This is a genomic window from Paenibacillus sp. A3 (assembly GCF_001399685.1).
Taxonomy (GTDB): domain Bacteria; phylum Bacillota; class Bacilli; order Paenibacillales; family NBRC-103111; genus Paenibacillus_G.
In genome coordinates, this window is record NZ_JTHN01000136.1 from 1 (window position 1) to 13,369 (window position 13,369).

Annotated in this window: 12 protein-coding genes and 1 riboswitch; of the genes, 1 reads left to right on the plus strand and 11 read right to left on the minus strand. The window is 57.0% G+C overall.

The window, feature by feature from the left end:
* The 10 genes from QJ48_RS20390 to QJ48_RS20440 form a co-directional block, all read right to left on the minus strand.
* Positions 1–537 (minus strand): hypothetical protein (locus tag QJ48_RS20390; RefSeq protein ID WP_157261701.1); only part of this gene is annotated, 537 nt, incomplete at its 3' end.
* Between the two features lie 53 nt (positions 538–590).
* Positions 591–1,265 (minus strand): response regulator transcription factor, encoded by a 675-nt coding sequence (locus QJ48_RS20395; RefSeq protein WP_054975352.1) that lies wholly within the window; start codon positions 1,263–1,265, stop codon positions 591–593.
* A gap of 140 nt (positions 1,266–1,405) precedes the next feature.
* Positions 1,406–1,873 (minus strand): MEKHLA domain-containing protein, encoded by a 468-nt coding sequence (locus QJ48_RS20400; protein WP_054975353.1) that lies wholly within the window; start codon positions 1,871–1,873, stop codon positions 1,406–1,408.
* Positions 1,870–2,136: an HPr family phosphocarrier protein gene (locus QJ48_RS20405; protein ID WP_054975354.1), complete on the minus strand. Its 267-nt coding sequence runs from the start codon at positions 2,134–2,136 to the stop codon at positions 1,870–1,872. Before QJ48_RS20405 ends, QJ48_RS20400 begins: the two co-directional genes overlap by 4 nt.
* Before the next feature lie 202 nt (positions 2,137–2,338).
* Positions 2,339–2,426, minus strand: a riboswitch (cyclic di-GMP riboswitch).
* Positions 2,427–2,637: 211 nt separating this feature from the next.
* Positions 2,638–4,224 carry a PucR family transcriptional regulator gene (locus QJ48_RS20415; RefSeq protein ID WP_054975356.1) on the minus strand — a complete coding sequence of 529 codons (1,587 nt, stop codon included), beginning with the start codon at positions 4,222–4,224 and terminating at the stop codon, positions 2,638–2,640.
* A 300-nt stretch (positions 4,225–4,524) separates the two neighbouring features.
* Positions 4,525–5,976 carry a hypothetical protein gene (locus QJ48_RS20420; protein WP_054975357.1) on the minus strand — a complete coding sequence of 484 codons (1,452 nt, stop codon included), beginning with the start codon at positions 5,974–5,976 and terminating at the stop codon, positions 4,525–4,527.
* A gap of 180 nt (positions 5,977–6,156) precedes the next feature.
* On the minus strand, positions 6,157–7,599 hold the full coding sequence (locus tag QJ48_RS20425; RefSeq protein ID WP_054975358.1) for a nicotinate phosphoribosyltransferase: 1,443 nt from the start codon (positions 7,597–7,599) through the stop codon (positions 6,157–6,159).
* Between the two features lie 21 nt (positions 7,600–7,620).
* Positions 7,621–8,175, minus strand: a complete 555-nt coding sequence (locus QJ48_RS20430; RefSeq protein ID WP_054975359.1) for a cysteine hydrolase family protein — start codon at positions 8,173–8,175, stop codon at positions 7,621–7,623.
* Between the two features lie 91 nt (positions 8,176–8,266).
* The gene (locus QJ48_RS20435; protein WP_054975360.1) at positions 8,267–8,983 is read right to left on the minus strand and encodes a hypothetical protein; all 717 of its coding nucleotides are present in this window, start codon (positions 8,981–8,983) and stop codon (positions 8,267–8,269) included.
* Between the two features lie 17 nt (positions 8,984–9,000).
* Positions 9,001–10,146, minus strand: coding sequence for a nitric oxide synthase oxygenase (locus QJ48_RS20440; protein WP_054975361.1), 1,146 nt, complete (start codon positions 10,144–10,146; stop codon positions 9,001–9,003).
* A 260-nt stretch (positions 10,147–10,406) separates the two neighbouring features.
* Here QJ48_RS20440 and QJ48_RS20445 point away from each other — a divergent pair, with 260 nt between their 5' ends.
* Positions 10,407–10,733, plus strand: a complete 327-nt coding sequence (locus tag QJ48_RS20445; protein ID WP_054975362.1) for a hypothetical protein — start codon at positions 10,407–10,409, stop codon at positions 10,731–10,733.
* A 106-nt stretch (positions 10,734–10,839) separates the two neighbouring features.
* On the opposite strand, the gene hrpB is transcribed toward QJ48_RS20445, so the two are convergent.
* The gene (gene hrpB / locus QJ48_RS20450) at positions 10,840–13,326 is read right to left on the minus strand and encodes an ATP-dependent helicase HrpB (RefSeq protein ID WP_054975363.1); all 2,487 of its coding nucleotides are present in this window, start codon (positions 13,324–13,326) and stop codon (positions 10,840–10,842) included.
* Positions 13,327–13,369: the final 43 nt, after the last annotated feature.

Here is a 13,369-nt window from a genome sequence, read left to right on the forward strand (position 1 = left end):
GATGCCAAGCAGCTCGATTTGAAGCTCGGGCGTATATTCGAAGCATGGGATATGAAGCAGCACCGGACTGTGACGAAGGCTGTCGAACAGCTTGGCATCCCGGATGCCTTGAAAAAACGAGCGCAGCGTAAAAAAATGCCGGACAACGAGCGAACGGAGCGAGAGGGCAAGGCCTTCCCGATCCTTTGCCGCAAGTATCGTTTCCCCAATCGTATCCAAATAATCCTCATAAATGCGCAAAAGCTGCTCTTTTTCATCTGCCGTCATTGCAGCAAATTGATTGATCCGCATTACATGCCGCATCAAACGATCCGCCATCCATGCGGCGAGCCGTTTCCTGCTCTCGGATTCATCGCCAAACAAAGGGGGCAGCATCCCGGCTGCCCCATCTTTCTCCCGCATGGCAAAAGCGACGGTTTCCTTCGACAGGACTGCATCCTCCGCTTGAAACGTGAACAGATTCGTCGTTGCGTTCGCCCGGAACTGCGCTTCCATGACGAGCCGGAGAGCGCCTAGCTTTTTGTCCGATGGATTCATGTATCCTCCTGCCGATCTGTTAATTGGAAGCCATTCTCTGTCGGCCCTCTGCTCTATGCCCGCAGCTCCAGCCGGTAGCCGAGCCCCCGGACGGTGCTGATCTTGAACGAATGCCGTTCCTCGGGAAACCGTTCGCGCAGACGATTCACATGGACGTCTACGGTCCGCTCGCCTCCGTCATAGTCGTAGCCCCAGATATCTTCGATCAACTGATCGCGTGAGAACGTTTTGCCGGGATAGCTGGCCAGCTTGAACAGCAGCTCAAATTCCTTGAGCGGAAGCGTGATGTTCCCCTGCCCTACGGAAAGCTCATACGTGAGACGGTTCATCGTCAGTTCACCGACCTGAAGTGTTTGCGACGAAGCGATCCGGTACCGCTTCAGCAGCGCCTTCACGCGGACGATCAGCTCTGCCGGCTCAAACGGCTTCACGAGATAATCGTCCGTGCCGAGCTCGAAGCCCTTGACCTTCTGCTTCGTCTCGCCAATCGCCGTCAGCATGAGCAGCGGCAAGTCGTAAAGCCGCCGAAGCTGACGGCACAGCTCCCAACCGTCCATATGCGGCATCATAATATCCAGAATGACCAAATCCGCCTTGAACGATTCCAGCTTGTCGAGCGCCTCCTGCCCGTGGGCGGCTTCATGTACCGTAAAGCCTTCCTGACGCAAGCATACTTTAACCAGCTCGCGGATATGCGGATCGTCGTCGACAACCATGATTCTGCTCATCTGCTTCGTCAACCGCCTTTCTGATGTTCAACTTCCTTCAACTAGGACTTACAATACAACAGAAATATAAACTGGATATGAACGACAACGGACAACAGGTTCCATGCACAAGAAATCCCCGCCGGACGGACGGGGATGCGTCAACAATATTCGAATTCGGTGAAGCAGGCGGCTTGCCCTGTATAGCGGCCATCCTCATCCGTGATATTCCAAACCGTAGCCTTCTTAATATAAAATCTTCGTCCGCTGCGGGAGATGCGGATTCCGGTGTAATCGTCGGCATATCCTTGCTCCTGCACCTTCTTCAACAACTGCTCGCGCTGCGTGCGCTCCATCTCTTCCGCCGTATACCTCGACGGGGTACGGGTGAACGTCTCCCAATCCATCTCCCACAAATGCAACGCCGCTTGGTTGCCGTAGTTCAACACCGGATCAGTCTCGGTCCCATGGGACAGCACGACAATCGGCGACAGGAACAACCGCTCGGCCAAGCTGCCGGAGTTTTCCGGTCCAGGAAGCAGCTCGTTTCCCGTCAACCGGCGGTAGCTGCGGACAAGCCGCTCCACATGGTCGGAGCCGACCCCGACGCCTCCATTCGGCAAGATCATACTTGACGCTCCTTGTTCTCCAGCATAGAGCTCATCATTTCGATCGCTTCCTCTTCGTCGGCGCCTTTCGTCTGGATCGTCAATCTCGTCCCGCGCCGGATCGGAATGAGCATCATTCCGAGGATGCTCTTGGCATCAAGCTGCATACACTCCGCCTCGAAACGGATTTTAATGTCGGAACGGTATTGGTTGGCATACTGCACGATTTGCTGCAAATATTCGGGCCGCAGATCATCGGAAATAACAATTTCGTGAACTCGCATGATACGCCTCCGGTACTTAGTAATGGAAAGAGTATATAAAGTTGACTGTATTATACTGCAATTCCAAGGAGGGGAAAACGTTTGCATGCCCATTTTTCCTTAACCGGGAAAATACACTGGTTTCACGTTTGTTCTTGCGGTGCATGACAAATAGCCCCGCAATCTTAAACGGAACGGAGCGTACGTTTAAGCTGCATCCCTCTTTGGCGGCTCGGCCGTCATCGCATAACTTATGCCTTAGACCCGGAGCTTTGCGTCCCCGCTTTTCAACAGGTTTGCCTTTATCAGTAAAGATGTCATCTGCGTCCTTGTCCTGCAAGCGGCGCTTGATAAAATTGTAAGCCTTCTCGCTAAAATATGTCAAGTAATTCCTTCACACTCTAGATGACCGTTCCTGCATCTCAGCAGCCGCCCAGCCGGAATCAGAATCCGGCCGGGGCGCTCGATTGAGCCGGTCGGGCAGCTTTCCTGGGCTTCCTTTCAACGCAATAGCGGGACGGTTTACATCGGCTTCAGCATTTGTCTAAAAGTAAACGCCAGCTTCAAGCGAAGCAAATCGTTAATTGTTTTGTAATCGACTTCCAGCAGTTCGCCAACCTTCTCCAGCCGGTAAGCCGCCGTATTGCGGTGAATCAGCAGCTGTTTGGCCGTCTCGTTAACTTGCCCGTCGTTCTCTATGAACGTTTCCAGCGTACGCAGCATTTCCTGCGAGTATTCCGGGTCCTTCTTCAAGAGCATCTCCAGTACCTCGTTGACGTATATCTGCATATGCTCCCTGGGGACATGCTGGAACAAGTACGCGAGCTCGACCGACCCGAACTGCACCACGGCGTCCCGAATACCGAGCCGGTCAGCCAGCCGGGACGTCTCCAAGCATTCTTTGTAAGCATCCCGAAGTTGGCCCGGCCTGTTCTTCTTATTGCTGACACAGATCCGAAGCGGAGCGCCGCTGTCCTCCTGCAGCACCCCGCGCAGACACGAACGCAGCAAGTCGGTCAGCTTCCCGTCGGCCCCGGGGGCATCGACCAGAAAGATGGAGAACAAGCCCTCTTGAATATAAAAATGAATAACGGCCATCTCCTTGAGCTCCGGGTGATACTGCATTTCCTCGCGGATATTCCGCAGCAGCCTCTCCTTCTCCCCGCAGCCCGCTTCCGGCGATACGAGGACAAGCAGTCCGCGATACGCGCCCTGAAACAGCGGAATCCCCTGCCGGGCCGCTTCTTCCGTCAGAGCTTCAATCGTACCGCTCCCCCGCAAATACCGGCCCAGCAGCGCCCCCAGATCGTTTTGCGCCGCGTGGTTGCGGTATTCGTTGAAGATCACTCCCATATGATACGAAATAATTTCCGCCGTTTGCAGAAACAACTCTTCCTCCACCTTTACCGGATGGGGGTTCTCCGGAAAAATGACCATATAGCCGGTACACTCCTCGTGCTCCGTAAGCGGAACACGAAAACATCGGCTCTCTTCCACAAACGCCCACTGCGCCTCTTTCTCCCACGGCCAGCCGTGCAGCAGCTGCGGAGCTCCGAAAGAAGTCGCATTGAATACGAGTTGACCGCGGGAACCGACAACGGCGATCGGGTACCCTAAGATCCCCAGAAGCTTCTGAAAAAAATGGTTTATCCGATCCGGCCTAAGTGCGAATTGCATCAGTCTCTTTTGTTTGTCGAGCACGGTGTGAAGAATTTGCGTATGATATTGCATTTCAACATGAAACAGTCCGTGCAAATGGTCTGAAAAAGAACTTTCATAAGGTAATTTGATCAGAGGGAAATCGAGGCGGTTGGCTTCTTCAAGGATCGGCTCGGGCACTTCGTCCCAAAAGCGGCCGATCTTAATTCCGAGTCCGGCCGAGCGGCGATGGTTCAACTTACGAAGCAGAGAAATAGCATCATCCGGGATGTCTTTCATCAAATAAGCGGTCGTGAATACCATCTCGCCTTCTTTGATCCAATTGGCAATATCCGGCGTATCCATGACTTTAACAGACTTCACGAGGCGCGACGCACCGCTTTGTCCGGCAACAAGCTTTCCTTCGGACAACGGATAAATGGACAGCACTTGTTCGACGGTGATGTTCATTTCGTTTCTTCACCTCCTGGAATGGTCTTTTGGCGGGTCTGAATTTGATTTCGACGTAATCCCATGAAACAAGCTGTATCAAGCTTATGTTACTTGATAAATGTGTTTTTTAAGTGTATCTATTACACGAATCATAGCATCCGGGCGATACAGCCGGAACGTGAAAGGCGAGCATTAAAAAAGGAGCCTGACATATTGCAGGCTCCAATCTCGCAAGTTCATCAGTTTTAAAACGCGCCGGTCGCATAAGGAAGCTTGACACTTCATCCAAACACTCGTTATCCAGACTGATCCGGTGATTTACGGCGCCGGCTGAACGGTGAATGTAACCTCATCGCTGATCCCTTTCCCGACCGTTTCCGCCGTAACCGTTAGCTGCTCGCCAACGCGGAGCTGATACCAATGCAGATCTATGGAAAAGGAACCGTCGGTTTGGGAGGGCTGGCTATGAAGCTGATAGTTCGGTCGATTAATCGTTATTTCCGATTCGGGTTCGGCTTTCCCGGTGAGAATCCCGTTTACTGCGTCTACATGACCGATTATCGCAGGCGCATCCGTTTTCCCCACAGTCGGGATGGTGGTTACCGGAACCGGGTCGCTCTCCTTTTTCCCATCGGCCATAGCCGTTACGTACAGCTTTTCCATTGGGACGGTCCGTAGACTTTTAATAGAATACGAGCCGTTAGTTGTCCAATCCCCTAGGATATGAGTTCCGTCCGCTTTTTTCAATCGCACGAAAACGCGCGTATTCGGTTCCGTGCTGCCGCTAATCCATGGGCCATTCGAATAAACATTTCCCGATACGGTCGGGACTGAGCTTTTGGGTGAGGGTTGAACAATGGCGTAAACCGGATCACTAACCGTTTTACCATAGGTTACCGCCGTTAATTTCAGCTTTTCTCCCAGTTTATAAGAATCGATGTTCAGGTCTACGGAAAACGTTCCGTCTTCCCGGGATGACGTCACTTGGGACTCCAAGCCGCTGGCTCGTTGGATCGTTACGACGGACCCGGGCTCGGTGAGCCCCCTCAACGAGCGTTCATAGACTCCCCCCGCTACGGTAGGAGCCGCCGTTTTTCCTTTTAGCGGCAAGACCGTAACCGTGACCGGGTCGCTTTCCCTTATCCCGGCGCCCATTGCTTCCGCTACCAATTGCAGTTTTTCCCTGGCGGTTATGGGGTAGGACGGCTTGACTTGCATCGTATAAAAGCCGGTTTCCGTTGAAGCGCTCCCTACCACGTCTCCGGAATTGTTTTTCAATCTAATATATACGAGCTTACCGGGTTCCGTTGTGCCGCTAAGCCACCCCCCATTTATATAGACATTCCCTGTGACGGTTGGCTTAGACGTCTGCACCGATGGCAGTACCGGGATATACACGGTATCGCTAACCGTTTTTCCCGGAGCCTGCGCCCAAAGGGCCAATTGCTCCCCTCCTTTAAGTATCCATGGCCACCTATCGTAGTCGTGATAGATCATATACTCGCCGTCCCATTTGGCGGTCCCCACCCTGTAGGTCCCGTCCGACCGTTGGAACGTTACTGTAGCATCCGGTTCGGCCCAGCCTCTTAAATAGGGGTCATCATCATAGAGATCTCCGTCTATCGTCGGTGTTTTTGTTTTTTCGACACCGGCCGTATCTCCGCCCCAACTAACCAGACCGGCCGAAGCCGAAAAGGGAAAAATCGCACTGGTTAGCAAGCCTAACACGATCATGACGATGATTTGCCGATTTTGTGTTTTGAACAGCATCTCCGTTTCCTCCCGAAAATTTTAGTGAATACAAAAGTAAAACAATACAATTAATACATAATAAAACTTATATGGATAATAATACTATAACATTGCGAAACGAACCATCTTTTTTTACCGGAACGCAAAAAGGAGCCTGACTTTTTCAGGCTCCAATGAAAGACGACTGCGTACGCCGTCCTATTCTTTATGTTTGCGAATCAGCTCCATCTTCTGGTCCCAAGCTTTAGGGCTCAGGTCAACGGGATATACTTCCGGATTCAGTTTGCGTAAATATTCCGGCCAGAATAAGGTCAGCTGATTCCGGTGATGCTCGCGGATCGTCTCCAGCGTGGGCAGCTCGTACACCTGCTTGCCATTCGCGAAAATCGGACGAAGCATCGGCTGCGCTTCGTATTGCTTCACCGTTTTCGAAATATAAGGGTGCACCGGGTCGAACAGCTTCAGCGGCTTGCTCTGCTGCACATCGTCTTCGTCCGTCAGCGCGATATAGTCCGCCATCGCCTTGTTGGTCTCGCGATTGACGATGCGGTAGACGTCCTTAATGCCCGGCGTCGTCACTTTTTCCGGATTGCCCGAAATTTTGATGACCGGTACGAAACCGTCCTCCCGCTCGCGGGCCACCAGCTTGTACACACCGCCCAGCGCGGGCTGATCGGCCGCCGTAATCAGCTTTGTGCCGACTCCCCAGCTGTCGATTCTCGCCCCTTGGGCTTTCAGGTTGAAAATAATGTTCTCGTCCAAATCATTGGAAGCGACGATTTTGACATCCTGCAGCCCCGCTTCGTCCAGCATCGCGCGCGCCGTTTTCGACAGATAAGCCAAGTCCCCGCTGTCGAGCCGGATCGCGCTCATCCGTTTGCCCTGGCTTTGCAGCCATTTGGCCGTTTCGATCGCATGCGGCACGCCGCTTTTGATCGTATCGTACGTGTCGACCAGCAGCGTGACCTGATCAGGCAGCGCGGCCGAGAATTTCCGGAACGCCTCTTCCTCCGAATCATGGTCCTGTACCCAAGCGTGCGCGTGCGTGCCCTTCGTCGGAATGCCGAACATCATGCCCGCTCTCATGTTCGAAGTGGCGTCGAAGCCAGCGATATAAGTCGCCCGCGCGCCCCATACCGCCGCATCCGCCTCTTGGGCCCGCCGCGTGCCGAATTCCATCAGCACATCGTCCGGCGCGACCTGCCGGATGCGCGACGCCTTGGTCGCGATCAGCGTCTGGTAGTTCATGAAGTTCAAGATCGCCGTTTCCAGCAGCTGCGCTTCAAAGACACTCGCTTCGACCCGGATCAACGGCTCATTCGGAAACACCAGCGATCCTTCCTCCACCGACCATAACGAACCGGTAAATCGGAACTGACGCAGCTTTTCCAAGAAGGCCGGGTCGTAATTCTCCTCCTGCTCCGCCAAGTATCGGATCGACGCTTCGTCGAATCGCAGGTGCTGAATATACTCGACGATGCGCTGCAGACCGGCAAACACGGCATATCCGTTGCCGAACGGCAGCTTGCGGAAGTAAGCCTCGAACACCGCCTTGCGGTCCATCGAACCGTTGAACCAGTGGGCGTACATCATGTTGATTTGATATTTATCCGTATGAAGCGTCAAATTGTCGCAGCTCATCGTAGTTCCCCTCTCGCTTCGTTAGACGTTTTTATCCGCAGCGCGGACGACTTCGGCGCCCAGCACGTTCTTAAAATGAGTCAGTGCCCATTCGTGTCCGGCCGGATTGAAGCTCGCGACCGCGTCCTCATGAACAACGATTTTATATCCCTTGTTATAGGCATCCACGGCAGTATGCAGCACGCAAATGTCCGTACAGACGCCGATCAGGTGCACCTCGTCGATGCCGCGGGCCCGCAGCCGCAGCTCCAGATCCGTCCCGCAGAAGGCGCTGTATCTCGTTTTGTCCATCCAATGAATGCGGTCCTGGCGCGCCGAATAGACTTCGTGAAGCCGGCCATACAGCTTGCGGCCCTCCGTAAAGCGGATGTTATGCGGCGGAAACAGCTTGTGTTCCGGATGATACGCGTCATTTTCCTCATGAAGGTCGACGGCCATGACGACCAGATCGCCTCCTTCGACAAACCGTTCCGTCAATTCGGCGATTCTTTGCTCCAAATCGATCGCCGGCTGCCCGCACGGCAGCTTGCCGGTAACAAAATCGACTGTATAATCGATCACAACGAGAGCTTTCATAAGGGCACCTTCCCTTTCCATGCGTCTGTATTCATGAGACTATCAACTCTATCCTTTCGATAATGTCATTATGACATATTTAAAATAAATGTCAAGCCCCATTTTCCGAGTCCCATCGCTCTAACAGCCAAGCCGTCGTACAATCGGCAACAATCTGCAGATTGGTTCGTCCGTCCGGATTCACGAACGGCTCGTGGCCGCGAAAATAGTCCGGATGCCCGCCCGTCAGTGCCAGGTTGATCCGATTCGCCGGCGCATGCTTGAAGCGGTCGTACCGGAACCGGTGACGAAGCCTGGAGCCTTCCGCTACCCAGCCGCCCCACGAACCAAGCCGGGCGATCGGATCGCCGCCTTTCGCGCCGATGCCGCGTATGTAAAGCGTCCGTTCCCGGCCTGCGGGGCTTACCGGGCATTTCGGAGAGCCGATCTGCACCGTCTGGATACCCGGCAGGGAAAGCGCCGGGCGCAGCAGCTCGGCCGCCTGCACACCCGCCACTCCGCCTCCGCTGTGCCCGATCAGGACGGGGAAGCCGTCGCCGCACATGCTGCGGATCGCCTCCGCCGCCCTACGGCCTCCGAACGAGCGCGCGGCCGCCTGCGGTCTCAGCCGCAAATCCCGGTAGATTTCCAGCATCTGAGCCGCAGTTCTCCGGCTCCAGTCGCCGTAAGGGAACAGCAGCCGGTACTCCGGCTGGAATCCCTTCGCCTCCAGCCTGCGGCACAGCTGCTCTCCGAACGTTTCCATAAAATTCGGCGCCGTCGCCATGCCGGACAATAAGAAAAGCCGCGGTCTGTAAGAAATGGACATCTTACCGCTCCTCAGCCTCAGGTCGGCACATCGGCCGACGGGTCCGCCTGTGCCTTGGCTTCGCCGGCGTCCATGATGTCGTACGGGCAATCTTGGCGAAAATAATTCGGCTTGACGATGCGATCGTCGTAGGACCGGTGGAAAATATGCGTCGCCGCCGGGGAAACCGGAGGAATCAGCCACGTCCAATCCCCGGTTAGCGGGCGACCGCTCCGCTCTTCCTGCTGCTCGAACCGCCGGAACTGCTCCGCCGCCGTATGGTGATCTATGATGCTGACCCCTGCCGCCTTAAAGGAATGAAGAACCGCCGCATTCAACTCGACGAGCGCTCTGTCCTTCCACAGGGAGACGTTGGTCGACGTGTCCAGCTTCAGCAGCTCGGCCACCTTCGGCAGCATATGGTAACGGTCCGGATCGGCCAAATTGCGCGCGCCGATTTCCGTTCCCATGTACCAACCGTTGAACGGCGCCGCCGTATGCCGGATGCCGCCAATGTCCAACAGCATGTCGGAAATAAACGGAACGGCGTACCATTTGAGCCCCAGCCCGGCGAACGAATCGTATTCCGGGTGTCGAATGGGCACCTCAAGCACCAAATTGTCGGGAATCGGATACCAACGGGGGTGCCGCCCGTTCACTTGGACGACCAGCGGCAGCACGTCGAACGGCGTGCCCGCTCCCCTCCAGCCAAGGCTCATGCATGCTTTCGTGAACCGGACGGAGGCCGGATCGCCGACGATCCCGTTCCCGGTTTCATACCCGGCATAGCGGATCAGCTGATGGTTCCAGATGCGAATACGCCGCTCGTCCGTTTCGGCGGCAAACACCGTGATCGACGGCCTGATCATGCCGCCATTGGTCCCATAGGCGATATGGCGGAATATCGCTTCCGCAATGTCGTCTTCCCGCTCCAGCCCTCTCTCGTCAAACACGTTTAGCGACGGCCAGAATAACCTGCCGATACAGCGGTTGCTGTTTCGCCAAGCCATTCTCGCGCCGTGCGCAAGCTCCTCGTAGGTAAGCTCGTAAGTTCCGCGCCGGGAAAGCTCTTCCCGAACGTCCGCGAGCCGCCGACGCGTTTCCTCTCCGCTTTTGCCCAACTCTTCATAGCACGACGCTACAAACGTCGCCGCTTCTTCTTGTATCGCTTGATTCGTCGTCATGTCGTCCTCTTCCGCTGCATTTTTTCTCCATTATAACCCAGCCCCATGAAAAAAGCTCGCCGCCCGCCTGTCCAAGCCGCCATTTTCCCGGTTTCGCGTATCATCCGTGTCGAATCTGTGGCAAAAGCCGGATTGCCCCCATCCACCCGGTCTCCCCGACTAAAGTCCAGCTTCCGTACCGCCTTCGGACGGTTTTACCGGACATGCAATTCGTATACAATAGAGACAAGATCTAAACGAACGAAAGTCAGGTGACGACGATGAAGTTGAAATGGAACATACAGACGATAGGCGGCTTCGTCCTGATGGGGATTGGCATCATCGGATTGATCGGTTGGGGCGGCATCAGCGGATTATTCGGGTATATTTTTGCTCTAGCTATGATCGCCTTCGGCTACTGGCTGTGGAGAACGGCGGACACGACGCTCAAGCGCGTGTGCAGCGGCTTGGTCATGCTGGCAGGCGCGGCGCTCATCATCTTCTGGCTGCCGAAGTTCATCAGCCTGATCCTGGCCGGAGCCATCATCTACTTCGGCTGGATCCTTGTGAGAATCGGCCAGTCCCAAGGTTACCGGAATTGGAAATAATACGGCGAAAGAGGCGGCCCATGTCTCCCTTCCCGCCCGGCAGAACAGCCGGATGGGACGGACATGGTACCGCCTCATTTATTCGTCCTTCTAAAGCTAAAGCGAGTTATACGCGCGGCTTGGCGCGGTTGGTCGGCAAAGCCGCGAGCGGATCATCAGGCCATACGTGCTTCGGATAGCGGCCCTTCAAATCCTTCTTCACTTCAAAATAGGCGTCCTGCCAAAAGCTCGCCAAATCGCGCGTGACCTGTACCGGCCGATGTGCCGGGGAAAGCAGATGCAGCAGCAGCGGCACCTTGCCGCCCCCGATGCGCGGCGTTTCCCGCAGTCCGAACAGCTCCTGGAGCCTCACGGCCAGCACCGGCGACACCGGATCGCTGTAATCGACCGGGATCCGCGAGCCGCTCGGCACCGTAATGTGCGTCGGCACGAAGTCGTCCAGCTGCTGCCGCTGCGGCCACGGGAGCATGCCGTCCAGAATCGCGGCCATCGAGAGCCGCTGCAGGTCATCCCGGCTTTTGAGCCCGTACAGATGCGGGCCGAGCCATTCCTTCAGCCCCGCGAGCAGCGCCTCGTCGGAAACATCGGGCCAAGCCGGGTCCACCCTGTGCATGAAGCCGATGCGCTCGCGCAGCTGCTTCGCCGCCTTGGTCCACGGCAGAATAGACAAGCCTTCGGCCGCGATACCCTCAAGCAGCGCGTTCAGCACCTGCTCCGGGTCCGGGGCTTCCACCGGCGCCTCCCGCAAGGTAAGCGCGCCGAGCTTCTCCCGTTTGCGGGCGCGAACCGCTTGAGCCGTCCGGTCCCACGCGACTGCGGTCTCCGTTTCGATATCGCCCGCGAATACCCGGTGGAGCTGCTCCTCCGAGATCGGGGCCGCCAGATCGATGCGGCCGTCCGCCCCCTGGTCATCCAGCTCCGCGACGACTAAATATTTCTCGCCGTAGAGCGGCTGAGGACCCGAAAACGACCCTCCCCTGCCCCCGCTCAGCAGGTAGCGTCCGCTTCCTTTATTTTGCGCGATCCGGTCGGGATAGGCGAACGCAAGCAGCATTCCGCAGGCGTTCACTTCGGCTCTTTGCTCAAGCGGCAGGCCCAGCGCGCGCTTCCCCTGCTCGGCCTCCGCCGCGATTCGGCGGCGGGCCGCCGGATCTGCCGCCTGTACGGCGCCGCCCGCTCCGCGAAGCGCCTCCACGCGCAGCCGCAGGTCCGCATTGGGCGAGTCCGGCCGGGAACGCAGCAGGTCGCGGTCGCTTAACAGCGCGGCCAGCTCGCAGGACAGCCCGCCAAGCCCGAGCGGCACCGCCCGCAACATCATGTGCGCGAGCCTGGGCGATACGCCTAGCTCGGCCATTCGGCGGCCGTGCGGGGTAATCGCTCCGTCGTCCCCCAGTGCGCCGAGCTGCTTTAAAAGCGCCACCGCCTGACCAAAAGCGGCTGCAGGCGGCGGCGTCAGCCAAGCGAGCTGCGCCGGATCGGCGACGCCCCAAGCGGCAAGCTCAAGCGCAAGAGCGGCCAGATCCGCTTCCATGATCTCGGGCGCCCGGTGAGGCGCCAGTCGGCGATCCTCCTGCTCCGTCCAGAGCCGGTAACACACGCCGGGAGACGTACGTCCGGCGCGCCCGCGGCGCTGATCTGCCGAATCCCGCGAGACGGTGACCGTCTCCAGCCGCGTCATGCCCGTCCGGGGCGAGAACCGCGGTACGCGCATCCGGCCGCCGTCGACGACGATGCGCACCCCTTCTACGGTTAAGCTCGTTTCGGCGATGGAGGTGGCGAGCACGACCTTGCGCTGCCCCGGCACGCTCGGCGCAATGGCCGCGTCCTGCTCCCCTTGAGCAAGCTGCCCGTACAGTGGAGCGATCCGCACCTGCGAACCGAGTCCCGCTTCAAGCAACAGCCGTTCCACGCGCCGAATTTCCCCCGCGCCGGGCAAAAACGCCAACAGATCCCCTTCTTCGGCAGCCAGCGCCTGACGGATGCACGCAGCCAACGCCGGCTCCAGCTTCCCTTCCACAGGCTTGCTTAAATACCGCGTCTCCACGGGATAACTGCGGCCCTCGCTGACCACAACCGGCGCATGGCGCATCAGCGCGGCGACCGGAGCCGCGTCCAGCGTAGCCGACATGACCAGGATGCGCAGGTCGTCCCGCAGCACCGCTTGCGACTCCAGAGCAAACGCCAAGCCCAGATCCGCATGCAAGCTTCGTTCATGAAATTCGTCAAAAATAACGACGGCCACGTCCTCAAGCGCGGGATCGGCCTGCAGCAGGCGCGTAAGCACGCCCTCCGTGATGACTTCGATGCGCGTTTTCGGTCCGACCTTCGTATCCAGCCGGACCCGGTAGCCCACCGTTTGGCCGACCTGCTCTCCGAGCCGGGCCGCCATGTACCGGGCAGCGGCTCTCGCGGCCAGCCGACGCGGCTCCAACATCATAATTTTGCGCCCGGCCACCCACGGCTCTTCCAACAGCGCAAGCGGCACCCGAGTCGTCTTGCCTGCGCCGGGCGGCGCTACCAGTACGGCATTTGTATGCTCGCCCAGCTTCTCCTTCAAATGCGTTAAAACGCGATCTATCGGCAGTTCTCCCATATTCGTTCACTCCAACGTACGGCAAATTCGGTTTTTATTGTAC

Bases quoted from the DNA above. Each gene is read 5' to 3' on its own strand.
- QJ48_RS20395 (WP_054975352.1), bottom strand. From the start codon at position 1,265: ATGAGCAGAATCATGGTTGTCGACGACGATCCGCATATCCGCGAGCTG.
- QJ48_RS20400 (WP_054975353.1), bottom strand. From the start codon at position 1,873: ATGATCTTGCCGAATGGAGGCGTCGGGGTCGGCTCCGACCATGTGGAG.
- QJ48_RS20405 (WP_054975354.1), bottom strand. From the start codon at position 2,136: ATGCGAGTTCACGAAATTGTTATTTCCGATGATCTGCGGCCCGAATAT.
- QJ48_RS20415 (WP_054975356.1), bottom strand. From the start codon at position 4,224: ATGAACATCACCGTCGAACAAGTGCTGTCCATTTATCCGTTGTCCGAA.
- QJ48_RS20420 (WP_054975357.1), bottom strand. From the start codon at position 5,976: ATGCTGTTCAAAACACAAAATCGGCAAATCATCGTCATGATCGTGTTA.
- QJ48_RS20425 (WP_054975358.1), bottom strand. From the start codon at position 7,599: ATGAGCTGCGACAATTTGACGCTTCATACGGATAAATATCAAATCAAC.
- QJ48_RS20430 (WP_054975359.1), bottom strand. From the start codon at position 8,175: ATGAAAGCTCTCGTTGTGATCGATTATACAGTCGATTTTGTTACCGGC.
- QJ48_RS20435 (WP_054975360.1), bottom strand. From the start codon at position 8,983: ATGTCCATTTCTTACAGACCGCGGCTTTTCTTATTGTCCGGCATGGCG.
- QJ48_RS20440 (WP_054975361.1), bottom strand. From the start codon at position 10,146: ATGACGACGAATCAAGCGATACAAGAAGAAGCGGCGACGTTTGTAGCG.
- QJ48_RS20445 (WP_054975362.1), top strand. From the start codon at position 10,407: ATGAAGTTGAAATGGAACATACAGACGATAGGCGGCTTCGTCCTGATG.
- hrpB (WP_054975363.1), bottom strand. From the start codon at position 13,326: ATGGGAGAACTGCCGATAGATCGCGTTTTAACGCATTTGAAGGAGAAG.